Source organism: Labilibaculum euxinicum (assembly GCF_963678175.1).
In the GTDB taxonomy this organism is placed as follows: domain Bacteria; phylum Bacteroidota; class Bacteroidia; order Bacteroidales; family Marinifilaceae; genus Labilibaculum; species Labilibaculum euxinus.
The window spans coordinates 1,091,329-1,117,718 of record NZ_OY782756.1 but is presented as its reverse complement, the minus strand read 5'-3'; the positions used below and the strand labels follow the sequence as shown (position 1 = coordinate 1,117,718).

Genomic DNA, 26,390 nt, shown 5'->3' with positions numbered 1-26,390 from the left:
TATTTTTCTTAGATTTGAGATGTAAGGTATGAGGCTATTTACAGCATTCAAAAAAAAGAATACCTCACATTTTAAATCTCACATCTATAATTAATATCTTTTTTCCAATTCTGCTCCACGGAAATAATGCAGCAAAATTTCATCGTATTTGTATCCTTTGGCACCCATCACTGCAGCTCCAATCTGACAAAGACCAACCCCATGTCCCCAGCCGGCACCAATCAAAATAAATTTAGCCGGAACTCCATTCTCTTCTCCTTCTTTATCAACTACAAATTCAGAACTGTATAAATGTGATTCGGAAAGTACTTTTCTGATTTCCAATTCTTTTCCGATCACGAAACTTCGTTTTGAACCAACAATTTTCAGCTTGATTAAACGACCTGACTCACCTCGTTCAACAGGAATTAAATCCAGAATTTGTCCAAAATCTTTACCCGTTTTACGTGCTATTAATTCTGAAATTACATCTTGTGTATATTCCACCTTCCAACGATAAAAATCCATGGTTTCCTGATCGTAATCATTCAAAACCTGCGACAAAATTTCCTTATTGGTGGTATTGCAAAATGCTTCAGGTGAAGTACGGATCCATTTGACCGCGGCGACTTCATTTCCCAGATTCATATCGTATCCAGCAGGAACTTTCGGATTATCGATAACAGCCTGCAGGTATTTATGATTTTTAGGTTCCCATACATTTTCAAACGTCTCTGCAACGCCGCCGCAACATTTCGAGAAACGGGCATCACAGACTTCCCCCTCACTGGTAAGTACCAATCCACGGGTTGCATTAATTGCATCAACTACCAATTGGGTAGATTGTTTGGTAATGCCTTGATAACGCTGACAATGATCATCGGCACAAACATCAAAATTCACATGATCTTCGCGATCGTACCAACGAATATATTGCTCATCGGTTTCAACTATACTCTGATAATTAGTTTCTGTTTTTTGCAATTCAGCTCCTTTTATCACCTGCGCAATTAGCCAGGAACGGGAAATAATTGCATGAGCTTTCAACAATTCTATACTGCTGGTAGCACTCATTTCAGATGAAATAACACTTACCAAATAATCCTCTAAAGAAAGAACATTGATGGCAGTCAATTTTTCATCCTCGCAAATAAATTGCAAAGCCCCTTTAAATCGTTGATTTTCTTTTCGTTCCCAATGGAATTTAATCCCAATTGTCACATCAGACAAATCGAAAGATGCTTCTTCGTAATATTTAGGATAAAAAACCAATTCTTCATCTACAAGACCATCAAAAGATATTTTATCATTAATATAGCAGGCATTTTGCTTTCCTGTATATTCTTTTCCATTTTGCTGGAGGATGTAAATTCCATTTAATGTAAATGAAATTTTAGGCTCGTACATGATGCCTACCCGTAATTGTGGTTCGTTCATTTTTTAATAGGTTTTAGATATTAGATCCCAGACAATAGATTATTTACAGCTCCAAACTATCCGGAACTCAACTTTTATTATCTCATCTTTCCCATCTTATTTCTTATCAATTTATTCAGTCAGTTTTTTCTCATATCGCCAAAATACTCTTTCGACCACAGCTCCTGCATGATGAGAATAAAAATCGATTGGTCCTACCCATGGAATTATTGCTGTTTTGAAGCCTATATTTTTCAAATCTTCCATGCAGCGATACAGCAACACTTTTCCCATTCCTTTTCCGCGTAAATCGGGATGTGTTCCCATTGGGCCAAACCATGGCAAGCCTTTATTATTTGCGCTGTGTGCCGAGAATGCTTTTATTTTTCCATTCATCTTTGCAATATGAATGGCAATCGGATTCGATTTGCAGGCCATCTCCAATTCATATTGCCATAGCTTCCATTCTTCAGCCACAAAATCCATCAATTCATCCTTGTCTTCTTTTGTTGCACGTGAAACTTCAATATTCTCAGATTTTAAAGTCATTATTTTCTTTTCATCAGACCATTCCCGATCAGATAAATTGACTACAAGATTGGAAGTGTCCATAAATCGATTGAATCCCATTCGCATAGCAAAACAGAGTGCAGGTGTGTACCGGGGATCGATACCCGGCATAAAATAATTCATTGGAACATCACCCAAACGCATCACATCAACCTTTCGCGAACGCAACTCTTTTTCGAGCAACTCATACATGCTTCGGGCAATTCCCTTTCTTCGATGAGATTCCTGCACTGCCATTAGTTTTACGTAGCCATAATTCACTCCCCGAATATCCATTCGGCAGGTTCCCATTAAAAATCCAACAATAGCATTTCCTTCCGTGGTAACCCAAATAATTTCAGGATTAAAAAAAGGATCTTCGTAGATTTTCTCGTGAAGTAATTCTTTGGTAAAAGAATCGAACTTGTGAGTATTTTGACAAAGAGTCAAAACTTCATCAAAATCGTTGTCGTGATATTGTCGTATGGTATTGGACATGTTTCTTTTAATTACTTAGAGGTTAATTTGAAGTAAAGGCTTTTTTACAATTGCATTCCTTCGGCTTACATTTGCGTTACTTCCTGTTACATTCACAGTCCCTCAACTTACATTTAAATTACTTCGTGCTACAATTGCATTCCCTCGACTTACATTTGAATTACTTCCTGTTACATTCACAGTTCCTCGACCTACATTCATACTCCCTTTTGTTACATTTTCAGTCCCAAGATCTACATTTTAGTTTCTCTCGAGAAAAAACCGTGTCTTTTACGGGAGTATACAATTTCTTTTCTCCTTAAAGTGAGATTCCTAATTTAGCTCTTAACTTCTCGCAAAGAGTTCCGAAAAACTCATCGTCAACACTTACTTGTTTGAAGATATCTACGATATCCTCCGATGTGATTTTCTCAAAATCCTCCCGCCGGGGAGTAATAAATACACCGCCAAAATCTACTGATGCAGGGCTTATCAGCAATTGCTGATCACCTTCAGCAAAATATTGCGATGGACGATGCAGTTTTCGTGGAAACAAATGCATACTATATTTGCCATCAGAAAAAAAACAAATTGCATTTAGCATTGGCTCTTTTTCCTCCGGTTGCATCGCCGAAAAAGTCTGATAAAAAACAGAAACAGCCTTCATCATTTCTTTTTCATTTTCCGACTCTATGGAAATCATTTTCCTAAGATAATTCGGAAAAGCACGCATCTCAAATTGATTCGAATCGCTCAAAAGCTCCGATTGCAAATTTTTCAAAACTGCATACTCTGTTTCTACTGGCATAAAATATTTATTCCCTGCCTGAAAATGCATATGATCGGGAGCTGAAGCACCGCACTTTGGCCCGTTATAAAACAAAGTATATCCTTGCATATTTTTAGCCAAAGACAACATTCCTGAAACATTCTCTTCAAAACTCTGATCGACATGATCGATTTTTGGAATGGTAAAATGTTGTGGGATAATTGGAAACGGATTTACCAAAATCACAAAATCATCGCCTTGAGCGATACCACCTTGTTCTTTGGGAAGTTTATCGAGGCACAAAAAACAAGCACGATTTTCAATACTCTTTTGATCTACTTTCGCGGCTGATGATCTGATTCTTTCAGGATTGAACTGAACTTTTATCTTATATCCATCGAATTGAAATTCTTTCTCTTCAACTTTTTCCAATCCCTTGTAATTTCCTGTTGCCAAAGGCCAATTTCTAAGCTGATCGTTCAGAAAATCACCTAATATCTGTGTGGAAGATTTCTCCTCCAATAAATTCTCTAATTTATTTATGCTGTTTACATTCATTGTTTCCCAATATCTTGACAAAATATATTCCTTTAGTCTGTTTGTTAAATTAAATCATTTAACGCTTACCGGTCTCCGACTCTGTCAGAGTTATAGTTTACTGCAACCTGGCCACCATAATCCCCGATTGATATTTACTTTGCATGAGCATTTCTGCCAAGGGAATATCTGAAATCACCACTTTTTTAGCTTTGCTGGAAGCGTGCATCAGATGCAATCGGTTATTCACATGAATAGCAATTCCCACATGAGATATATCCAGTCCTTCTATTTTAGTAGTAATAGCAATTAAATCTCCATTATGAATTTTATCCTCAAGCTGTTGTATTTTTGCTTCCGGTATATAGAACAATTCTCTTTTATTGATTTCATTTTCGGTCTTCCGGATCTCTTCTACCAATGAAGAATCGGCTTTTAAAACAGGATAAGAATCGACATGCGTACTCATAAAATTGATTGTTTTGTTGTACTTTTCACCACCAATTTCAGACGTAATGTTTTTTACGATTCCCTTCTTTTCATTTTCATAAATCCAATCGGAGAAATAATGCAGACGCGAAGAATAATCAGTCAGTTTGCCATTTCGGTAACGCAGATTTTCAAGTTCTTTCAAAAAATCATCAGTTGTAAGCGAGTCGTTGGATAGTACTTTTGATAAGGCCACCACATTCTCCAGATAAGTAGTACAATCCAACTCCCGGAAATTAACGACCAACTGTTCTTTCTCTCCCCCATCCAAAGTACCGCCAACATAGGCTGTTTGCATAAACATTTTTGCCACTTCAATTACCCTGTCTTCCAAAGAGAGCGAATCCAGTGAAGCCGAAACTGCAATTTCCCGAATGGAATTAAAAATTTCCTGATCAACAGAATCTTTTAATTGAACAGAGTCCTTTACCTCTTGTTGGATTTTTTTTCCTTGACAAGAGCTTAGAGAAATAAGCAATACCACTAAAATTTGAAAAAATTGCTTCATACTTCTTATTTTTTATCAGGTTTCTCACTAAAATAATACCTGTATTCCTATTTTTCTCTGTGAATCTCCCTGCTTTTTGTGATTAAACTATTTTTTTACCACGGAGAACACTGAGGTTCACAGAGTCTAAATCGTAGGTATTTACAAAGATTTAACAAACTATTGGCACGATCAAATTACACCAAATTAACATTTTGCAAATCACCCCTGTATTCCTTTTTTTTCTCTGTGTAACTCTGTGCTCTCAGTGGTTAGACTTTTTTTACCACAGAGATCACTAGTTACACAGAGTCTAAATCATGTATTTTTTACACAACAGTTTTCTAGCCTTCAATTCGATGGTACGAATACGATCCTTGTACGTATTGTGAGTATTCATTTTTTCAATATCCAAAGATGCATCCGAATTATCATCCCACCGACGACACAAATAAATTGGATCGTAAATTCTACCAATCTGATAATTACGCGAAATTGCTAATCCTAAAGCATAATCCTCACCGTAATTTACATTTGGAATTGGATTCCTTCGCAATACCGGAGTATAGAATGCACGGGGAGCTCCCAATCCATTAATACGAAGCGCATTGTTTCTTCCGTTTTCCGGAGTCCACTCTTTGTGATCAATAATTCCCGGAGGAATTTCTTCCAATGCAAAATTTACCATCTGATAAGTTCCTACAACCATAGCACAGTTTTGACTGTAAAATGCATCTACAACTTTCTGCACAGTGGTTTCATCGGCATATAAATCATCACTATCCAACTGAATGGCAAATTTACCGCAAGACTCGTGAGCTACTGCCTCATTCCAGCAACCACCAATTCCCAAATCTTTTCGTTCCGGAATAATATGAATGATCCGATTGTCCACAGCAGCATATTTCTGAATAATTTCAGTCGTTCCATCTGTAGAATAATTGTCAACAACAATCAAATTGAAATCCACATCCGCCTTTTGAGCCAATACCGATTTAATCGCATCCTCGATGGTTTTTACACGATCGCGAACCGGAATCACAACAGAAGCTTCCACTTTAAAATTACCTTCATCAAAGGCAACATCGTCAAATTTTGGCGCTAAAAAAGCTCCGATTCTCTTCAGATGCTCGGTGCAGGCAATCTCCATTTCAATTTGTACGGCACGATTCTTAGGATCAACGTAATCAAAAATTTTCTCTCCCGATTTTCTTGTATCCATTTCTTCTTCGGTGTACAATACTTCCGGAATTCTCATGAATTCGGAACGGGCAGCCATTGCCAAACGCAATTCATACAATCCTGCATGACGAAAAGAAGTATCAACATCTTTCACGGCTTCTCTTAACACTTTCGCATCATAAAAAAGAACCGATCCAAAATTAAAATCATCTCTCAAACTTCCTTCCTGATAATCGATTACCGGACAATTTTCAACCACACCATCTTTAATGGCACGATAATTTGAATACACCAAACCACTATTTGTATCCTTGGCTACTTTCATAAACCGATCCAAAGCCAATTGACCCAAAGTTAAGGCACTTGTTTTTGTATAGATGAAAACATATTCAGAATCTGTTTTCTCAGCAATTGCATGAATCGTTTTTCCGTGCGATAAGGTTTCCGATGTTAAAACAGTAACACCTTCAGCATCTAGTTCTGCATCTCCGCCTACCACATAAATCGCAGCTGTCAAATCTGATTTAATCAGCTCATTGATTGTTATTTCGGTCTCTTCCTTTGTTCCAAAAGGAATAAAACATGTCACCTTTTCGTTCATAGTAATTATTGTGTTTTTATTATTTTCTTACTGATTAAAAAATTGAAACATCTGTTTCATCAATTCAATGCGATACTCTTTCGTTTCCAGTGTTTCAAATGGAATGCCTAAAATTACAGATTGATAGTTTCCATCATACACTACACCGGCACTTTTATTATTTCCTGAATAACGAAGAAGAACTTTTGCATCTTCCCCTTTAGGTTCAATCGCATCGGGTGCTTCAACCTTATATATATCAGGTGAATATCCTGTTTCGAATTGATATTCTCCTGTAAAATTATTTCTCACTTCGTTTGTATGCGATACGCTGCCCAATTTGCTTGCATGATTGGTTCTGAACTGATAATGCAATTCATCCTCCGCAAAAGATTTTGCCAAAGTATCGCCGCACAATTCCAAATCTGTTCCCACATAAGCTCCGGAAATAATTAATTTTGCATTATTCCCTTTTAGATACTTACGAATCGCCTCTCTCATTTCAGGAGTGTAAATTGTAAAATCTTTATTCTCTTTGCCGTAAATTCTTTTGGTCGTTTTTTCCTCTCCAAAAATTAAATCCAACACAGAATAATCCTGCGCCGCCCAATTCAATTCCTCAAAGGCCTCATCACTCATCGACACAAATCCAAAACCATTATCCCGAACTGCTTGTCCGTGCACAAACGGATAATCGAAACTATTACCCGGAATGATTCGTTCTTCCTGATCGGCATATGAGCTTCCATGACCCGATGCATCATCATTCAACCACTTTGATTTTCGATCGAAATCGTACTGATCACCTACATAGGCAATATTTCTTTTGTATGCGACACCCTCATCTTCCGAACTTACGAAACCGGCCAATTTGCCATCGTCAAAACCCTGAGGAGCAGAGACTCGATCGAATCCATTTACAATCAAAACCGGTTTTTTACCATTTTCTGATTTGCAATAGGCTAATATTTCCGAATCAAAACTTTCTCCGCCATTATTCAAAGCAGTTACCTTAAAACTGTAAATCACACCCGGTTTGCAATTCGTAATAATGTATTCTGAATTGGGGACAACTATTCCGTTATCAAACCCACCATCTTCAATTCTTGTGTAAACTTTGTATGATTCAGAAACTGCCGTAGGCTCCAATTGGTCTATTACTGGTTTCCAAGAAAGAACAATTCCTTTTTCAGTTTCCCTGATTTGAAAATGATCAACCGGCAAAGGCTGCACCACATAATCCCTTCCATCCTGAGATGACAGAAACTTTAAAATCCCTTTGTAATAAGCTCTGCTGATATCGAATTTGAATTTCGGATCCATTCCCTGATACATATCAGCAAAATTCTGATGCGATAAGAGTTCAGACAACATGGTAGGAACTTTTGGGCGATAAGCTTCTGAATATTGTTTGTTCCACATTCCTCGGCGCCTCCATTTAGGCTCATACTTCTTGCGAATATCTTCCACAACCTGTGACTGAACAATATCCGTTAAATCACGGCTTGCCCATTTCGATTCTCCATTTGGAAAATAATCCTCATCCCAGGTGGTCGAATAAATAGCCAAACTTCCAATGATAGCATCATTCGGTGTAATTCCAGCATCTGTATGAAACGCCAGGGCCATATCAATTGGAATACCCAAACCTTTTGCATCCACATTTTTTGTTGGTCCAGATGGTGCTCCGATCAAATAGTCCACCCACTCTCCACGACTCATATAATCATCTTTGTAATCCGTTTTACCAACTTCTCTTTTCTGAAACTTAACCGCATCTTTTCCTCGGTTACTGTAATCAGCATCGTAATCTTTATTGATACTATAAACTATCGAATCAGGCATTCCTGCATACTGAAGATAGTAACGTGCAGCCTCCTGATATCTTGGCCGATTACTCGTATATTTTTGCCAAACACAGGAGTCCAATTTAAAACCAAGCTCTGTTCTTTGCTTTTTCAATTCATCCAATTCTTCAGGATTCCCTCGGGCAATGTTTCCCATTCCTCCTCCAAATCGTATTGCATCAGCCGAAATCCATTTCCCAGGCTCCTTACTTTCGTTAGTCAGTTCAACCATTCCCTTTTCGGGATTCTTCCCTTTATCAAAAAGAAAAGTCCCCAAATAAATCCAGGTTTTACCACCCATGCTTTGATTCACCAAAAATTCAGTTTTACCTCCTGCATGATACACGGTATAGTGCGCATCATTCACATTATCCTCATCATCAGAATAGGAAACAGACACTGCATATTCTCCTTTTTCCGTAAAATTGGGTAAATATTGAACTTTCGTAGATTCTACCGCACTCGCCTCTGTCTGATAGCTCTTTCCCAGTTCAAATGGATTTTCTCCTTCAATATAAAAGGGATATTTGTTTGCGAAACCCGCTTGAGAATTCAATTCCCAAACGGAAGCATCTACCATACACTCCGAACCTTCCGATGACCAATCAGCATCAACGATCAGCTCATTTCTTTGAACATCTCTTTCGCGCGGGAACAATACGTTAGCACCGGCCTTTTCGAGCATGGGAGCAATATATGGAACAACAAATTCCATTGTCCACAAATCTTCCACTGTTGTGTACACTCTTGCCCGCTGCCATTCCCATCTGTCCAGCGTGTTTTCATAGTACCATCCATGAGAATGCCACAAAGCAATGTGTTTATTTTCCAATCCAAGTTTTGCATCGTTCCCTGTGTTTACTCTTCGCACCAAAGCTTGCGTTACTTCATGATTCTTATTCAAACGATTTGTATCCGCCTCAACAATTCCATTCCGATAGAAATTAGGGATTAAATCACTTATTTCCTGTCCCATACTTTCCATTCGGATGGAATAGTTTTTAAATCTCCGACCCAAATCTTCCTTGAAATCTTTCTTATATCTCTGTACAGACTCCGGACGAAACGGAATATACGAAAACACCGGATTCATATACAATATAATTTCTTCTTGCTCTGAATCTATTTGTAAACTATCGTACTTAAATGTGAAAACAAAATCTTTGGAAGCTTGCTCAACAAAAGATTGTGCCGCTTTATCGGCTTTTCGAGTTAGTCGGTCCGATTTCTTAGCAGCTATCAAATTAAAATTTGAGAACAACAATACAGAGATTACACAAAGCATTCTAAGAAAACGGATATTTATAAAAAATCCAGACATGGAAATCATTGTTTTTCAGTTAAAATGAACCAGTTAAAGAGAAGCCCGAATTCAAGCTGTCGAATTCGGAAATTCTCAGATAAATCTAAACAATAAACCTGACAAAAGCTTCAATTGCCTCGTATTCTGCCAAGCCCAATTTGTTAAATAAATCGGCTGTAGCCCTATTTCTTTCTTCTGATCTTTGCCAGAATAATCGGGAATCATTTCCCATAAAGGGAGCACTTTCCATTTGCGATTGATGTCGTAATATTGCATTCCGTTTGTGCTGCAATTCTTCAGGACTAACCGGAACAGCCATTTGAATTTCGTCCAAATCCCACTCCTGCCAAGCTCCACGGTATAACCATATATAGCAATCCTTCATCCACTCTTCATCTTTCACTATTTTTAATGCCTGGTAAATTCCTTCCCAACATACCCGGTGCGTTCCATGAGGATCAGACCAATCACCCGCAGCAAATATCTGATGCGGCTTTATTTTTCGAAGCAAATTCACAAGAATACGAACATCTTCTTTCCCCAACGGATTTTTCTTAACCGTACCCGTTTCATAAAAAGGAAGATCCAAAAAATGAAGGTTCTTAGATCGAATACCTACAAAACGGCAGGCAGCTTTTGCCTCTCCTCTCCTGATTAAGGCTTTCATATTGCGCACTTCAGCTGTATCCATTCCTCCCGGCTTTTTATTTTCCAAAAGAAATTTTTGAATGTCTTCAATTACACACTGAAGATTGCCCTCGTTTGTATCATGAGTTCTCGAAAAACTTTTTACAAAAGAAAGATATCTCACCGCCTCATCATCGGCAACCGCAATATTTCCTGAAGTTTGGTATGCAACATGAACTTCATGGTTTTGATCCACCAATCGTTTCAAAGTTCCTCCCATCGAAATTACATCATCATCAGGGTGCGGACTAAAAACCAAAACTCTTTTACTTGCAGGTTCTGCTCTCTCCGGACGATGAGAATCATCAGCATTTGGCTTGCCTCCAGGCCAACCGGTTATGGTGTGCTGCAAATCATTAAACACCTTAATATTTACCTCGTAAGCCGAGCCATACAAAGCAAGTAACTCACTCAATCCATTATCATTATAATCACGATTAGTCAGTTTTAAAATTGGTTTTTGTAATTTATTACACAACCAAACTGCCGCTTTCCGAATCCAATACCGATCCCACTCAATACTTCCAACCAACCAAGGATTTTTCACTCTTGACAATTCACTTGCCGCAGGCACATCCAAAACGAACTTCACATCGGTATGTCGTTGCAAATAACTGGCGGGAACAGCATCACACTGACTTTCTTCCAATGCTTTTTTTACAATCGCCGCTTTTCCTTCGCCCCAAGCCATTAAAATAACCCTTTTGGCTTTAAATATGGTTCCAACACCCATTGTTATAGCCGCCTTAGGTACATTATTTAAGCCATTAAAATCTTTGGCAGCATCTCGTCTGGTCAAAGAATCGAGCATAATCAAGCGGGTTATCGAATCCAATTGTGAACCTGGTTCATTAAATCCAATGTGCCCTGTACGACCAATTCCAAGTATTTGCAAATCCAATCCCCCAAAAGAATCAATCAGTCTTTCATACTCATTGCAGTATCCGGTAATTGTGACCTTGCTTACCTCACCATTTGGTACATGAATTTGATTTTTAGGAATATCGATATGATTAAATAAAACGTCGTTCATGTAATGATTATAGCTTTGTGCGCTTAATTTCAACATCGGATAATACTCATCCAAATTAAAAGTAACCACATTCAAAAATGACAAGCCTTCTTCTTTGTGCAAACGAATCAGTTCGGAATACACTCCCAATGGCGTTGCACCGGTAGCTAATCCTACAACACACATTTCGCCAAGCTTTTGTTTTTGCTTAATTTCATTTGCAATTTCACCTGCAACCCACTTGGCTGCCTTTTCAGCAGTTGAAAAAATATCTGCCGGCATTTTCTCATACCGGGTTTTCACTGTTCTGTCGAACTCATCTGAAGGTTGGTAATACAACTTGGCTTCATCAAGCTCTTCCCTAAATTGCAGTATCTGATTCTCCATTTTGCTATCTCCTGATTTAAATTACTTTCGGATCAAAAATAGAACAGAAAATCATATTTTCCAAAATTGGTCATACATGTTATATAATACTTTTTACAAATGTTTAATTTTTATATATTTGTAACGTGAAAATAAATTCACCCGTACGATAAGGATATTAAGCAATGTAGAAGGAATGAAAATGGAAAAATACAAATTCAATATTAATTTAATTATTTGTAAATTCATTTTAAATTAACATTCATCATACATGTTATAAAAATAAAATCATGATATTAATTGCAGAGAGCGGATCAACCAAAACCGACTGGGTTCTTCTCGGAAGTAAAGGCGTAACTAAACGCCAACAGACTTTGGGAATTAACCCATATCATCAAAATACGAGTTCGATAATTAAAATAATTAGCTCACTTGATGATTTTGGTTCGGTTACCCAAATCTTTTTTTACGGCGCCGGTTGTGCTGTTGATGAGAAGAAGAAAATCATTAAAGACTCTTTACTACAAATTTTTCCTGATGCAAATTGCGAAATTAACAGCGATGTTTTAGCTGCAGCCCGATCGGTTTGCAGAAGAGAAAAAGGCATAGCGTGCATCATTGGAACAGGATCTAATTCCTGCTTATATGATGGGGAAAACATTGAACACAACGTTCCTCCCTTGGGATACATATTGGGTGACGAAGGCAGCGGAGCTGTTATGGGTAAAAAATTGCTGGCTGATATTCTTAAAAATATTGCTCCTGCTGAAATAAAAAGTGCATTCTATCAGAAATACAATTTGGAATATGCAGATATTATAAACAAAGTATACAAAGAGGAAGCGCCCAGCCGTTTTCTTGCTCAATTTACAGTCTTTCTTTCTGAAAACATTCAATCACCATATATATCGGAGCTTGTAAAGAAGAGCTTCGGGGAATTTTTCGAAAGAAATATAAAACAATACAACAATCACATCAGCCTGCCAATTCATTTTATAGGAAGTATTGCATTTTACTTTAAAAAAGAATTGGAAATGGTCGCAGCCAAGATCGGTTTACATCTTGGAAAAATTGAGCAAAGCCCATTGGAAGGATTGATTCAGTACCATCTTGGTAAATAAAAACAAAATAATGAATAAAGCAGGTAACCAGAAAACTTCAAACAAAATAACAGAATCACCTTCTAACTTTTCCAATTTGGAAAAGATGTCGGTTAATGAACTACTTATTGGAATTAATCAGGAAGACGGACAAGTTCATTTAGCAGTAAATCGCGCGATTCCAGAAATCGAGAAATTTGTTTCCCTACTTGTTGACCGTGTTAAAGCCGGAGGTAGATTATTTTATATTGGAGCTGGCACAAGTGGCAGACTTGGCGTATTGGATGCTTCGGAATTACCGCCAACTTTTGGAGTTCCGGATAATATTGTAATTGGATTGATTGCAGGAGGAGAAAAGGCCTTACGAAATGCCGTTGAATCGGCCGAAGATGATTGGAACAAAGCCTGGGAAGAAATACAGGAACATGGTTTTAATCAAAATGATACGGTATTAGGAATTGCCGCTTCAGGCACAACACCTTATGTAATAGGCGGCATAAAAAAAGCCCGCGAAAATAGTCTGCTTACCGCATGTATTACTTGTAATCCTGAGGCGCCAGTTTCCAAAGAAGCTGAAATTGTGATTGAAGCAATTGTTGGCCCCGAATTTGTTACCGGAAGTACCAGATTAAAAGCCGGAACTGCTCAAAAAATGATTCTAAACATGATCACCACCAGCTTAATGATTAAATTGGGAAGAGTTCAGGGCAATAGAATGGTAAACATGCAGTTAACCAACAAAAAGTTGGTTGAACGAGGAACCAAAATGATTATGGAAGAATTAAAACTTGAAAAAGAAGTTGCTAAAAGCTTACTGTTAAAACATGGTTCAGTAAAAAAGGCCATTGAGGCTTACAAATAAATATTGTTTTAAAACGATAAAAAAAACGGAGATTGAATCATCAATCTCCGTTTTTTATTGAAAATACAGTTCTTACTTTTTCAAATACTGTGTGTAGATCTCAAGGGTTCTGTTTATCTGTCCAACCATTGCTTCAAAAGCTTTATCAGCATCCTTATCCCGAATAGCTTCATAAATGGTACGATGAGCTTTAATTGTAAAATCTTTCTCTCCATCCACATTGGCATAAATCAAATTTCGCATGCGTGGCAAAAGAGAATAGATTGGCTCCATAGTAATAATCACAATCGGATTGCAGGAGGCCTTAGCAACATTCAAATGAAATTTATTGATGATATCTGCTTCCATTTGGGTATTATCCGGATCACAATCTTCCAAATCCGAAATATTCTTAAGCAATAAATCCAAATCCTTATCCCTTCGGTTATTCGCTGCCATCCGGGCAATTTCCGGTTCAAAAACGCGCCGTACTTCAATAATTTGAGGGATCAGGTTACTATCAAAACTTAAATCATAATACAAATTTAAAGAATCAATAGCATCTTTGATTTTCAATTCACTAACATACATGCCACTACCCTTTTTGATTTCAATTAAGCCCCGGGCACTAAGTCTACGCAAAGCTTCGCGCAATGCAGTCCGACTAACTGCAAACATCTCGCATAATTCCCGCTCCGAAGGAAGTTTAGCTCCCACCAGCAATTTCTTCTGGCGAATAGCCTCTTCTATTCGGCGCTCAATCTTCTGACTAAGAGTTTGAGCTGATCCTATTTTTTCAAAAATTTCATCCATGAACTGCAAATTTACTTCAACTTGTATGATCTGTTACGAAATATACAGCAATTAGTCTGTATTCCATCAAAAAACCATGCAATTAAACCCAAATACAAACATAACCAGAAAAATACCGATTTTCAAGGTTTAAGCTTTATTTTAAACGATTCCGAAGTATCAATGAAATAAAATAATAATTATAGCCCCGAAAAATCAGGAATTAAGACAAATCCCAATCAATCTTTAAACTGATCATACCAAAACATATATTTATAAAAAAAGGGTACTCTGCACAAGAATACCCTTTCCAACTTATATTTGAATTACAAATTATTACTTCTTCAATTCGGCAAAATACTTATAAAATAATGGAATTGTATTGATTCCATTGAAGAATTGTTCCAAAGGGAAATTCTCATTTGGTGAGTGAATCGCATCACTTTCCAATCCAAATCCCATGAGTACAGATTTAATTCCTAAAATCTCTTCGAAAGAAGAAATAATTGGTATACTTCCACCACTGCGAACAGGTACAGGGCGTTTTCCATAAACTTCGGTATACGCTTTATCTGCCGCAATATAAGCCGGGAAATCTATGGGACAAACATATCCTTGTCCACCATGCAGCGGAGTAACAACTACCTTTACACAATCCGGAGCAATTGCTTCGAAATGCTCTTTAAATAGAACTGAAATTTTTTCCCAGTCTTGATTCGGAACCAAACGCGTTGAAATTTTTGCATATGCTTTTGAAGGAAGAACTGTTTTAGCACCTTCGCCAATATATCCACCCCAAATACCACAAACATCAAACGAAGGGCGAATTCCTGTATGTTCAGAAGGAGTATAACCTTTCTCACCAGCTAACTCTTTTACGTCGATTGCTTTTTTGTACTCCTCAACATCGAAAGGAGCTTCAGCCATCATTGCTCTTTCTTCCTTAGTAACTTCAATTACATCATCGTAAAATCCAGGAATGGTAATATGTCCATTATCATCTACCATCTGAGTAATCATTTTAGCCAATACGTTAATTGGATTTGCTACAGCACCACCAAACAATCCTGAATGAAGATCGCGATTAGGACCGGTCACTTCAACTTCCCAATACATCAATCCACGTAATCCTGTTGTAATAGATGGTATATCCGGAGCAATCATTCCTGTATCAGAAACTAAAATCACATCTGCCTGCAACATTTCTTTGTGCTCTTCACAAAATTTAGGCAGATTAGGTGATCCTACTTCTTCTTCCCCTTCAATCATGAACTTCACATTACAAGGAAGACAATTATTTTTCACCATATATTCGAAAGCCTTTGCATGCATAAATGCCTGACCTTTATCATCATCAGCACCACGGGCCCAAATTTTACCATCTTTAATTACCGGCTCAAAAGGATCAGTATCCCACAAATTAATTGGATCAACCGGCATTACATCCATATGTCCGTAAACCATAACTGTCGGCAATTTTGGATCAATAATCTTTTCGCCATAAGTAACAGGATTTCCCTCTGTCTCCATTACCACCGCCTTATCAGCACCCGCATTCAGCATTAACTGCTTCCAGTATTCGGCAGCTTTATACATCTCTGGTTTATTTGCTTCAATCGAGCTAATCGATGGAATTCGAATCAGTCCAAACAATTCCTCTAAAAATCTCTCTTTGTTCTCTTCAATATATTCTTTAATGTTATCCATAATAGTGTGTTTATTGGATTTAAGTAATTTGAAACGTAAATATAGTAAATAGAAATTAGCTTTCAGTCTTCATCTAATAGAGATTTGCAACCTCTATATGTCAACACCCATTAAATCACAAATCAAATAAACAGACATAAAAGCATAAAAAAACAGCAACCAAACGGCTACTGTTTACAATATAATTTCGTGATGTTTTTACTCTTACACTTGGTACTTTGTCATCTACATTTTTTTCATGATTTCATCAATGTGTTCAGCTGCATACTGAAGCTCTTTATACCATTCTTCACCATATTTTCTGATTAATGGTTCTTTTAAGAAAACATAAACCGGAGTTCCATTTTTAAATCCCAATTCTCTGGCAGGTTTGCAAATATCCCATTTGTTATAATTCACCGCATCAAACTCTTCATATTTCTGAATTCGAATCGGGTATAACTGACATGAAATTGGTTTGCGAAAGTTTATTTTACCATCGAAAAAAGCTTTTTCGATACCACATTGTGCCGATCCATTTTCAAAAACAGTATAAACACATTCTTTATTGTTAATGATAGGCGTTACCAAATCACCATCCGAATCGATTACAGTCTTACCTTGTTTTTCAATTTCTTCAATGCCTTTTTCGGTAAGATACTCTTCTATAACAGGATAAATCTCCTCAATAATCAGCTTCTCTTCTTCCTCTAACGGTGCTCCCGAATCTCCCTCTACACAGCAAGCCCCGCAACATTTTGAAATGTCACAAATGAATTTCTTTTCAATCACGTCTAAACTTACTATGGTTTTTCCTATCTGTAACACAATGCTATCCTTTTACAATTTCTACTTTCGTGGATTTAAAAAAAAATCCGTATTATCGGCAAAGATAATACGGAAACTTATATTTTCAGTTACAATCTTCTATTTTATCAAAGATTTACCGGTCATATCCTCAGGTTTCTCAATCCCCATAATATCCAATAAAGTTGGAGCAACATCGGCAAGAATACCATTCTCAATTCCTTTGGAATTTTCAGTCACCCAAATGCAGGGAACAGGATTTAAGGAGTGAGCAGTATTTGGAGAACCATCGGCATTTACAGCAAAATCAGCATTTCCATGATCTGCAATAATAATTACATCATATCCATTTGCTTTTGCTGCCTCAACAACTTGCTCAACACATTTATCAACAGCCTGAACTGCTTTTGAGATTGCTTCATAAACTCCTGTGTGTCCAACCATATCACCATTAGCAAAGTTCAAACAAACAAAATCAGCCGATTGAGCATTCAATTCAGCAGTAATCATATCGGCAACAGCCGGTGCAGACATTTCTGGTTGTAAATCGTAAGTTGCCACTTTTGGAGATGGAACCATTAATCTTTTTTCACCTTCGAATTCAGCTTCTCTGCCACCCGAGAAAAAGAAAGTTACGTGAGCATACTTTTCAGTTTCAGCAATACGAATTTGTTTTTTTCCAGCTTTAGATACAACCTCACCCATTGTGTTTTGAACGTTATCTTTATCGTAGATTACATTCACTCCCTTAAAGTTAGAATTGTAACAAGTCATGGTATACCATTCTACATCCATGGTATGCATTCCAAACTCACGCTTGTCTTCCTGAGTGAACACAGTTGTCATTTGACGCAAGCGATCAGTACGGAAATTAAAACAGATAACTACATCACCTTTTTCAATGGTAGCAAGAGGGGCTCCTGACTCATCAACCATTACAATTGGCTTGATAAATTCATCTGTTACGCCTTCTGCATACGATTTTTCCATTGCAGTAACAACGTTGGAAGCTGATTCTCCTTCTCCTTTTGTATATAAATCGTAAGCAAGCTTAACACGTTCCCAGTTGCTGTCTCTATCCATTCCGTAGTAACGGCCAATAAGAGATGCAAATTTTGCTGATCCTTTAGTTTCAATTGCTTCAACAAATTCTTTTACAAATCCTAATCCTGATTTAGGATCAGTATCACGTCCATCGGTTAATCCATGAACAAACACATCTTTTAATCCAAAAGCTTGTGCTGCATCGCAAAGAGCAATTGCATGAGAACTTAATGAGTGAACACCACCATTACCAATCAATCCAATCAGGTGAACTTTTTTACCATTCTCTTTGGCATAAGTAAAAGCTTTAACAACCTGCTCATTTTCTTTAAGGGTGTCCTGCTCTACCGCCATGTTTATTTTAACCAGATCCTGATAAACAACACGACCCGCACCAATATTTAAATGTCCAACTTCTGAGTTTCCCATTTGTCCCTCAGGCAAACCAACAAATCTACCTGCAGCCTGCAATTGTGAGTTAGGATATTTTGCCAACAGACTATCCATGTATGGAGTAGCTACTGAAGAAATTACATCTGATTTTGATTTATCACCGATCCCCCATCCGTCAAGGATCATCAATAAAGCTTTTTTACTATTTGTCATTTTGAAGTATTTTATATCTTAAATTCTTTATTACTTGGTCTAAGTGTTACAAAAATATCGTATTAATTCAAATAAAAAAATTAGTTAGAGACTTGAATTTCTTTATTTTAGATCGAAAACGTTTGTTTTTTGTAATTTATTCAAACTTTAACATTTCAAATGGATTTCCACATTCAAAAGCATAAAAAAAGCCAATCATATGATCGGCTTTTTTCGTGGTACCACCTGGCCCCGAAAGCTTTCGGGGCGAACCAGATACATTTCTCTCTTTTCATTGTATCTCCCGGCTCCAAAAACATTTGGAGCAAACAACAGGTACTACTTGTATTTTTCTAACAATCGAATAGCAATATTCTTATAAAGCAGTAGGTTTTCAACATACTTCTTACTTTTCATTTTTTTGATATGTTTCTCAATTCTCCTAGCTTGAGCTATAGATTCACACTCTAACTGATAAAACAGCTGCCAATCTTTGTAATTTGATGTGAAAGAATTTTCAAATGTACCTTCATCATGAAGATACAATCGATTTGTTAAATCTTTTGTGTAACCAATGTAATAGCAATTTCCGGCAACACTTTGCAGTATGTAAACTTCAATCTTCATAAAACCAAAAGAGGACAAAATTTAACCACGTCCCCAAAACTTTTCGACTTGATCCGGATCAGTTTCATTTTCCTAAAATTCAATATAAACAAAAAGAGAGAAAAACATAGCGTTTTTCTCTCTTTTTGTGGTACCACCTGGAATCGAACCAGGGACACATGGATTTTCAGTCCATTGCTCTACCAACTGAGCTATGGTACCCTTTATTTTGGTGTTACAAATGTAAAGAAAATTTGTACTTCGCAAAACAAAGCAGGCCACATCGAATATAAATAGCAGATATAAAATGTCAATATGATTAAGTATCAATTTTTTCACAATGTTATTTAGATTGATTCTATAGATTGTTTTGCTGAAAATTAAACAATAGATGACGATTTTACCCGTTAAAGAAATCTTAGGTATGGTTTTTGTTAAACCTAAATTGTCTTGTTTTTTCAATAAATTACAATATCGAGCTGATTAATTGTCAAGATAAATTGACACATAGGAATAATTAGTCCAGTTTGGTAATCCCGAAAACTTTCGGAACCATATGGCAAAAATTTAAAATTATAATCACATGAAATTCTCAATTCTCAATAAATATTCACTTGTAGTAATTCTGGCATCCTTATTTCTATCGTGTAGTGATGACAATAATATATTGCCAAGATCGGGTACTGATAAAACAGCCTATGAAGTTATTGATAAAACGATGCAGGAGTGGTATTTGTGGAATGAAGATTTACCGGATATTAGTTCAGCCAATTACTCATCGGCAAACGACTATTTTGAAGCACTACTTGCTGATCAAGATCGATGGAGCTATATAGCCAACCTTGATGAATTACTAGCTTATTTTGAGAATGGCACCTACACAGGTTATGGTTTATCCTTCAAATTTGACAGCTATAATGATTTAAGAGTAAAACTTATATTTGATGAATCACCTTTGGCTGCAGAAGGAGTTACACGCGGATGGAAATTGGTAAACATTAACCAATTGGCAATTTCAAACCTAAGTGAAGAACAAATATTAAATGAACTTGACAAATCGAGCGGAACCTTCATTTTTGAAAATAATGCCGGCGAGCAAAAAAAAATCACCGCTTCTCAAAAGGTACTTGATCAAAATACAGTATTAAAAAGAAAAGTTATTCCTTATGAAGGAACTCAAGTTGCCTATCTGGCATTTGACAGCTTTTTAGGCAAATCGGAAGATGAATTGAACGAAGCCTTCACCTATTTTAAAAAAAAAAATGCAAAAGAACTTGTATTGGATTTAAGATACAACGGAGGTGGCAGTACTTACATATCGAACCAACTGGCATCTTTGATTACTGGAAATGCATTTCAAGATAAAATCTACTCGAAGACATTTCACAATGCTTTGCAAAGAGAAAAAAATGATAGATTCGAGGTTTTTTTCGAACAACCTTCAGCCTATGGTTTCGAAAGAGTTTTTGTAATTACCACATCCGGAACCGCTTCGGCAAGTGAGATGGTTATTAATGGATTAAAACCATACTTGGGCAAAGAAAATGTGATTCTGATAGGAAGCAAAACACACGGAAAACCAGTTGGAATGTATGTATTTGAGGAGAAAGCTTTGAATTTGGCAATTGTCCCTATTAGCTTTTCAATTACCAATGCAAATGACGAAGGCGGCTATTTTGATGGCATTCCGGTTAACTATAAAATATCAGATGATTTAACTCATGACTTTGGGGATATTGATGAATCAAATCTGCATGCTGCGCTGGAATATATTAAGAATGAGAAATTCCCAGTTATAACTGCTGCAAAAGCTTTATCAACAAACGAACGGGAATTCAAGAAAAAAGGATTGGAAGAGCTGATTGATGCTTTCTAAAATTAGTGATTTTCACAAAACAAAAAAGAGAGAAAAACGCAATGTTTTTCTCTCTTTTCGTGGTACCACCTGGAATCGAACCAGGGACACATGGATTTTCAGTCCATTGCTCTACCAACTGAGCTATGGTACCCTACTGGTGTACTCAAAGAAAAAGGATGTGGTACCACCTGGAATCGAACCAGGGACACATGGATTTTCAGTCCATTGCTCTACCAACTGAGCTATGGTACCCTCTTTACTTGAGCGATGCAAAAATACGCAAAAAAATAAAATCACCAAATAAAATCAATAAAATTAGAGAGGAATTTTAAAGGAATCTAAACTTCTTATTACCTTTGCGACCTAATAAAAAAATATATGGTATTCGAAACTCACACATTATCAAATGGTATACGACTAATTCACCATGCCGTGAACGCAAATGTTGCACACTGCGGAATTATTTTAAATACCGGTTCGCGTGATGAAAAAGAGGAGGAATGGGGAATTGCTCACTACATAGAGCATGTTGTGTTTAAAGGTACAACTAAACGGAAGGCATACCATATTCTGAGTAGAATGGAAGATGTAGGCGGAGAATTAAACGCATACACAACCAAGGAGGAAACCTGTATTTACACTACTTTCCTGGACAAAGACTACAAAAGAGCTTTAGAGCTAATCAGCGATATCACTTTCAATTCTGTTTTCCCTGACAAAGAATTAGAGAAAGAAAAAGAAGTTATTCTGGATGAAATCAATTCGTATAAGGATTCTCCTTCGGAATTGATCTTTGATGATTTTGAGGAACTAATTTTCAAAAATGATCCAATTGGCCGGAATATTTTGGGAACTCCAAAACATGTTAAAAAGTTCAAACGTGATGATATATTGAATTTCATTAAGAACAATTACCACACAGATCAAATGGTAATAAGTTCGGTGGGGAACATTAAATTCAGCAAATTGGTAAAAATGGTAGAGAAATACTTTGGGCATATACCTGAGAATATTCGCACGACCAAGAGAAAAAAGCCAAATTCGTATGAAGCCCGCACACAAACCATGATAAAGAAAACTTATCAGAGACATTGTGTGATTGGAAATATAGCCTACGACTTAAATGATGAAAAACGAATTCCCTTATCGTTACTCACCAATATTTTAGGTGGCCCGGGCATGAATTCACGTTTGAATTTAACCCTTCGGGAACGACACGGATTGGCCTATAATATTGAAGCAAATTACACGCCTTATGCAGATACAGGTGTTTTCAGCATCTACTTTGGTACCGACAAAGGCAATTTGGATAAGTGCTTAAGTTTAATCAACAAAGAGATGGATTTACTCTGTACCCATAAACTTGGCTCCGGGCAATTAAAACGAGCTAAAAATCAGATGATTGGTCAGATTGCTATTTCTTCGGAAAACAATGAAAACCTAATGCTCAACATTGCGAAAAGCTTTTTATTATACAATCGAATTGACTCATTGGAGGAATTGTATCAAAAGGTGGAGAGCATTACAGCGGATGAATTGCTTGAAGTTGCCAACGAAATTCTAAATAAAGATCTGTTAACCACTTTGATGTACAAATAAGCATGATAGAAGTTAATAAAGAACTTGAAGATTATATACTGCAGCATACTGAAACAGAAGATTTGGTATTGAAGGATCTTACCCGTGAAACTCACGTTAAAATGTTGCGCCCAAGAATGCTGTCGGGGCATCTTCAGGGAAAATTCTTAAAGATGACTTGCCAGATGATTCAACCACTGCGCATTTTAGAAATTGGAACCTATACAGGATATTCGGCGATAAGTATGGCCATGGGAACCAGTGAGGATTGTATCATTCACACCATTGACTGCAACGACGAACTGGAACAATTTACCCGTAAATACATTAAGCGATCTGGATTTGAAAATCGTATTCAATTTCATATTGGAGATGCACTTGAAATAATTCCAAAGCTGGAAGAAGATTTCGATCTCGTTTTTATTGATGCTGATAAACGTCAGTACATCGAATATTTTGAGGCTGTGTTTCCGAAGCTAAATAAAGGTGGTTTTATTTTGGCCGACGATGTTTTGTGGGATGGAAAAGTTGTAGAAGAAATCGAAAACAACGACAAACAAACTCAGGGTATAATAAATTTCAATCATTTTATTCAGGAAGATTCCAGAGTCGAGAACCTGATTCTTCCCATACGTCACGGATTAATGATGATCAGGAAAAAGTAATTCAGTGATCAGTCATCAAAGCTGGCATATTTACTCAAACCTCATTTAATCATTTATATCAACAGTTTTAACAAGGATGGTCGCACCAAGATTAACATGCCCTTGCTTTTGAATCAGTTTCCATCCTTTCTTCTCCAATTCTTTGGCAATTGCACCATTCAGCATGCCATGGGCAACTAAAACGGCGGTTTCCTCATCATAAGCAACTTTAATTAAATTTTCAGATGCTTGTCTGGCTCGAAGTCTTGCTTCTTTGCGGCTCTCGATGCCCCGATGATTAAAACCCAGCATCCAACTGCCCCGACTAAAAGCCTGCCAAATTCCCAATGGCATTTTCAAAAAACTACTCGCCGATATCATTCTGATTTCAAATTCCCGAAATATAGAATCAGAAACGACCGGAAATTTATCTCCAAAAATTTTTAATGCCGTTTCCTGCGCACGAGGTAAACTGGAGCAATAAATAATATGATTAGGCCGTAAATTGACTGCCACCAACGAAGAATCGAAAGGAATAATTGGTACAGAATTGTAATCAAGTACATACTGTTTAGCCTCATCAGCCGAATAAAACCAATTCTTTTTCACATTGGGCTTTGCATGACGAATTAAATAGATTTGAAGCATCTGTTTCCCCTGCGTCTCCAAGTCAGACTGAAGTGTTGAATCAACCTCCGAAATGCAGGTAAACGTCTCACATTTAGTTTCAGCAATCTGTTCAAGCGACATTTTCTCCTTTCGCAAATTACTTTGAACAGAACATCCCAAAAGGAAAAATCCCAGAACGACTATTGAAATTGCTTTTATACTACATTTAATTGTTATCAAGTTTCTGATTTTATGATTTGAGACAAAACCAAAATTAACAATTATTAATTGAACGAGAAGAAATTCAATTAGGAAAACGCTGCAAACCTCAGTGCTCTCTGTTGTTAGATTCTTTTTCTGTTGCGGAAAATAATCTAAATGTCATAACTAAGATCTTAAATTCTAAACGGATCCTTTTCACTATTCTAACAATAAAGCATCTTGTTTGCCAATAATGAAGCATAAAAAGTAATATCTTTGCACCGTTTATTAGATTCAAAAACAATATGGAAACAAAAAAATTAACCCAATTTAGTCCTGGAGCAGGCTGTGGCTGTAAAATATCTCCTAAAGATCTGGAGTGCATTCTAAAAAGCAGTACTCCTGCCATTCCCAATCCAAAAATGCTGGTGGGCAACGATACAAAAGATGACGCAGCAGTTTACGATTTGGGAAATGGACAAGCTTTAATCAGTACCACCGATTTTTTTACTCCAATTGTTGATGATCCTTACGATTTTGGTCGAATTGCAGCAACAAATGCCATCAGTGATATCTACGCTATGGGTGGAAAACCCATTATGGCTTTGGCTATTTTAGCCTGGCCTTTGGAGAAATTATCTACTGATATTGCTCAAAAAGTGGTGGAAGGTGCCCGGGATGTTTGCGCTGACGCTGGAATTCAATTGGCTGGTGGTCATTCCATCGATATAGGCGATCCTGTTTTTGGTCTTTCGGTAAACGGACTTGTTGCTACCGATCGGGTAAAGAAAAACAACACTGCAACTCCAAACTGCACGCTTTTCCTTACAAAACCATTGGGTATTGGAGTACTAACCACTGGTGAAAAAAAGAAATTAATAGCACACGAAAACAATAAGATCGTTGTTGATTTAATGTGCACTCTAAATAAGGCTGGAATCGTTTTTGGTGAGCAAACCTATATCAAATCGATGACTGATGTTACCGGTTTTGGTTTATTGGGGCATTTGGGTGAAATCTGCGAAGGCAGTAATGTAAATGCTGAAATTGATTATACTGCCGTTCCAAAAATTGAGGGTGTAGAAGAATTAATTAAACAAGGATGTACTCCTGGCGGAACCAGAAGAAACTGGGCTTCGTACGGACATTTAATTGGGGCGATTAGCGAAGATCAGAAATCACTGCTTTGTGATCCGCAGACAAGCGGTGGCCTTTTGGTAGCTGTAGACGATAATCACATCAACGAGTTTGTTGCTCTGGCCAAAAGCGAAGGCTTTGATCTAAATCCAATTGGGAAAATGATTGAGCGTACAAATGCAAATGAACCTTATATCAGCGTTAAATAAAAACATATGCAGCGAAATACATTAATTCAGGTTACTCAGAATGGAATGGGAACCGGCAGCGAAGAATTGGGTTTGAAATTAATTACCAACTATTTTAAACTTCTGGATGCTGATGGGCGAACACCTAAAATCATTGTTTTTTACAACGCAGGAGTAAAATTAATTTGTGAAAACTCTCCTGCTTTGGAATCTTTACAAAATCTAAACAAAAAAGGAGTACAGCTTCTTGCCTGCAAAACCTGTTTGGATTATTTTAATTTATCTGATCAAATAAAAGTAGGAACCGTTGGAAGTATGCCTGATATTATCACCCTTCAGGCTGATGCCGATAAGGTAATCAATCTATAAACGGATTTCAAAAGAAAATAAAGAAGCTCATCTGAACCACAAATGAGCTTTTTTTATTTTCGGCTTCCAGAACTCTCCCATAAGATATCTTTTTGTTTAGGCATATTATTACTTCTTCTCTGATTTTCTATCCATAACAACTACATATTACATAAAGCTTTGTATATTTAATACACAATTGTCTTTATTTATGTTCCTGAATAGAATCTTTGCCTACCTACTCCTTTTAACTTTCTCATTTCAAAGTTTTGAAGTGGTATTAATCACTGTGAACTTTAAAATAAATCAGGATTTTTTTGCGTCAATCTGCACCAATAAAGACAAACCTGAAATGAAGTGTAACGGAAAATGTCACCTAAAAAAACAAATTCAGGAACACGAAAAGGAAGAGTCTTCGAAGGATAAACAGATCACCGAAAAAGAATATCAATTATTCATTCAAAGCATAAGCATACTCAAGAATGAACCCGCAGTTCTTGCTTCTGCAAAACAATTAGCTTACATAGAGCCATTGCATCCCACTCAACATTCCTTTGATATTTTTCATCCTCCAAGAATCAAATTTTGGTCAATTAATTATTATCAATCCCGAATTGATAATTCACTGTAAATCTTACTTTATTGGGAGGCTTGCATTGGTTTTACACAATCAAAGCAGGCTAATC

General features: G+C 36.9%; 21 protein-coding genes and 3 tRNA genes. 8 read left to right on the top strand and 16 right to left on the bottom strand.

The features are described 5' to 3' along the window. Positions 1 to 90: 90 nt before the first annotated feature. The 7 genes from ACY0M5_RS04850 to nagB form a co-directional block, all read right to left on the bottom strand. Positions 91 to 1,416, bottom strand: coding sequence for a SpoIID/LytB domain-containing protein (locus ACY0M5_RS04850; protein WP_461630983.1), 1,326 nt, complete (start codon positions 1,414 to 1,416; stop codon positions 91 to 93). Between the two features lie 111 nt (positions 1,417 to 1,527). Continuing rightward, complete coding sequence (locus ACY0M5_RS04845; RefSeq protein WP_461630982.1) at positions 1,528 to 2,442, bottom strand: GNAT family N-acetyltransferase; 915 nt, start codon at positions 2,440 to 2,442, stop codon at positions 1,528 to 1,530. A gap of 298 nt (positions 2,443 to 2,740) precedes the next feature. After that, positions 2,741 to 3,769, bottom strand: a complete 1,029-nt coding sequence (locus ACY0M5_RS04840; RefSeq protein WP_461630981.1) for a DUF4922 domain-containing protein — start codon at positions 3,767 to 3,769, stop codon at positions 2,741 to 2,743. Between the two features lie 76 nt (positions 3,770 to 3,845). Then, positions 3,846 to 4,724 (bottom strand): N-acetylmuramoyl-L-alanine amidase-like domain-containing protein, encoded by an 879-nt coding sequence (locus ACY0M5_RS04835; protein WP_461630980.1) that lies wholly within the window; start codon positions 4,722 to 4,724, stop codon positions 3,846 to 3,848. 292 nt (positions 4,725 to 5,016) lie between these two features. After that, a complete protein-coding gene (locus tag ACY0M5_RS04830; protein WP_461630979.1) occupies positions 5,017 to 6,486 on the bottom strand; it encodes a glycosyltransferase family 2 protein in 1,470 nt (489 codons plus the stop codon). 27 nt (positions 6,487 to 6,513) lie between these two features. Continuing rightward, on the bottom strand, positions 6,514 to 9,633 hold the full coding sequence (locus ACY0M5_RS04825; RefSeq protein ID WP_461630978.1) for a golvesin C-terminal-like domain-containing protein: 3,120 nt from the start codon (positions 9,631 to 9,633) through the stop codon (positions 6,514 to 6,516). 85 nt (positions 9,634 to 9,718) lie between these two features. Next, positions 9,719 to 11,701 carry a glucosamine-6-phosphate deaminase gene (gene nagB / locus ACY0M5_RS04820; RefSeq protein WP_124994064.1) on the bottom strand — a complete coding sequence of 661 codons (1,983 nt, stop codon included), beginning with the start codon at positions 11,699 to 11,701 and terminating at the stop codon, positions 9,719 to 9,721. A gap of 269 nt (positions 11,702 to 11,970) precedes the next feature. Between nagB and ACY0M5_RS04815 the strand changes: the two genes are divergently transcribed. Together ACY0M5_RS04815 and murQ are read left to right on the top strand one after the other, a co-directional pair. Beyond that, entirely contained in the window at positions 11,971 to 12,801 is an 831-nt protein-coding gene (locus ACY0M5_RS04815) for an ATPase (protein ID WP_461630977.1), read from the top strand. A 10-nt stretch (positions 12,802 to 12,811) separates the two neighbouring features. Further along, positions 12,812 to 13,642: an N-acetylmuramic acid 6-phosphate etherase gene (murQ, locus tag ACY0M5_RS04810; protein WP_124994062.1), complete on the top strand. Its 831-nt coding sequence runs from the start codon at positions 12,812 to 12,814 to the stop codon at positions 13,640 to 13,642. 72 nt (positions 13,643 to 13,714) lie between these two features. Here the strand turns inward: murQ and ACY0M5_RS04805 are convergent, their stop codons facing one another. From ACY0M5_RS04805 to ACY0M5_RS04780, 6 genes are all read right to left on the bottom strand, one after another. Beyond that, positions 13,715 to 14,434 carry a FadR/GntR family transcriptional regulator gene (locus ACY0M5_RS04805; RefSeq protein WP_124994061.1) on the bottom strand — a complete coding sequence of 240 codons (720 nt, stop codon included), beginning with the start codon at positions 14,432 to 14,434 and terminating at the stop codon, positions 13,715 to 13,717. 315 nt (positions 14,435 to 14,749) lie between these two features. Continuing rightward, a complete protein-coding gene (locus tag ACY0M5_RS04800) occupies positions 14,750 to 16,120 on the bottom strand; it encodes a dipeptidase (protein ID WP_461630976.1) in 1,371 nt (456 codons plus the stop codon). A 225-nt stretch (positions 16,121 to 16,345) separates the two neighbouring features. Beyond that, a complete protein-coding gene (locus tag ACY0M5_RS04795) occupies positions 16,346 to 16,927 on the bottom strand; it encodes a DUF3109 family protein (RefSeq protein ID WP_461630975.1) in 582 nt (193 codons plus the stop codon). A gap of 99 nt (positions 16,928 to 17,026) precedes the next feature. After that, the gene (gene gpmI / locus ACY0M5_RS04790) at positions 17,027 to 18,556 is read right to left on the bottom strand and encodes a 2,3-bisphosphoglycerate-independent phosphoglycerate mutase (RefSeq protein WP_461630974.1); all 1,530 of its coding nucleotides are present in this window, start codon (positions 18,554 to 18,556) and stop codon (positions 17,027 to 17,029) included. 318 nt (positions 18,557 to 18,874) lie between these two features. After that, a complete protein-coding gene (locus ACY0M5_RS04785; protein ID WP_156194935.1) occupies positions 18,875 to 19,162 on the bottom strand; it encodes a GIY-YIG nuclease family protein in 288 nt (95 codons plus the stop codon). A gap of 128 nt (positions 19,163 to 19,290) precedes the next feature. Then, a tRNA-Phe gene (locus tag ACY0M5_RS04780) sits at positions 19,291 to 19,363 on the bottom strand. 361 nt (positions 19,364 to 19,724) lie between these two features. On the opposite strand from ACY0M5_RS04780, the gene ACY0M5_RS04775 reads away from it, so the two are divergent. Continuing rightward, a complete protein-coding gene (locus tag ACY0M5_RS04775; RefSeq protein ID WP_461630973.1) occupies positions 19,725 to 21,017 on the top strand; it encodes a S41 family peptidase in 1,293 nt (430 codons plus the stop codon). A 60-nt stretch (positions 21,018 to 21,077) separates the two neighbouring features. On the opposite strand, the gene ACY0M5_RS04770 is transcribed toward ACY0M5_RS04775, so the two are convergent. Together ACY0M5_RS04770 and ACY0M5_RS04765 are read right to left on the bottom strand one after the other, a co-directional pair. Then, positions 21,078 to 21,150, bottom strand: a tRNA-Phe gene (locus ACY0M5_RS04770). A 28-nt stretch (positions 21,151 to 21,178) separates the two neighbouring features. Next, positions 21,179 to 21,251, bottom strand: a tRNA-Phe gene (locus tag ACY0M5_RS04765). Between the two features lie 126 nt (positions 21,252 to 21,377). Here ACY0M5_RS04765 and ACY0M5_RS04760 point away from each other — a divergent pair. Together ACY0M5_RS04760 and ACY0M5_RS04755 are read left to right on the top strand one after the other, a co-directional pair. Next, complete coding sequence (locus ACY0M5_RS04760) at positions 21,378 to 22,598, top strand: M16 family metallopeptidase (RefSeq protein WP_461630972.1); 1,221 nt, start codon at positions 21,378 to 21,380, stop codon at positions 22,596 to 22,598. A 2-nt stretch (positions 22,599 to 22,600) separates the two neighbouring features. After that, complete coding sequence (locus ACY0M5_RS04755) at positions 22,601 to 23,242, top strand: O-methyltransferase (protein WP_461630971.1); 642 nt, start codon at positions 22,601 to 22,603, stop codon at positions 23,240 to 23,242. Positions 23,243 to 23,287: 45 nt separating this feature from the next. Here ACY0M5_RS04755 and ACY0M5_RS04750 read toward each other — a convergent pair whose 3' ends face one another. Next, complete coding sequence (locus ACY0M5_RS04750; RefSeq protein WP_461630970.1) at positions 23,288 to 24,070, bottom strand: histidine phosphatase family protein; 783 nt, start codon at positions 24,068 to 24,070, stop codon at positions 23,288 to 23,290. Between the two features lie 266 nt (positions 24,071 to 24,336). On the opposite strand from ACY0M5_RS04750, the gene selD reads away from it, so the two are divergent. The 3 genes from selD to ACY0M5_RS04735 all read left to right on the top strand — a co-directional run bounded on the left by selD (position 24,337) and on the right by ACY0M5_RS04735 (position 26,335). Continuing rightward, a complete protein-coding gene (gene selD, locus ACY0M5_RS04745; RefSeq protein ID WP_461630969.1) occupies positions 24,337 to 25,377 on the top strand; it encodes a selenide, water dikinase SelD in 1,041 nt (346 codons plus the stop codon). A 6-nt stretch (positions 25,378 to 25,383) separates the two neighbouring features. Continuing rightward, the gene (gene yedF / locus ACY0M5_RS04740) at positions 25,384 to 25,725 is read left to right on the top strand and encodes a sulfurtransferase-like selenium metabolism protein YedF (RefSeq protein ID WP_124994049.1); all 342 of its coding nucleotides are present in this window, start codon (positions 25,384 to 25,386) and stop codon (positions 25,723 to 25,725) included. A 331-nt stretch (positions 25,726 to 26,056) separates the two neighbouring features. Further along, positions 26,057 to 26,335: a hypothetical protein gene (locus tag ACY0M5_RS04735; protein WP_156194941.1), complete on the top strand. Its 279-nt coding sequence runs from the start codon at positions 26,057 to 26,059 to the stop codon at positions 26,333 to 26,335. Positions 26,336 to 26,390 lie beyond the last annotated feature (55 nt).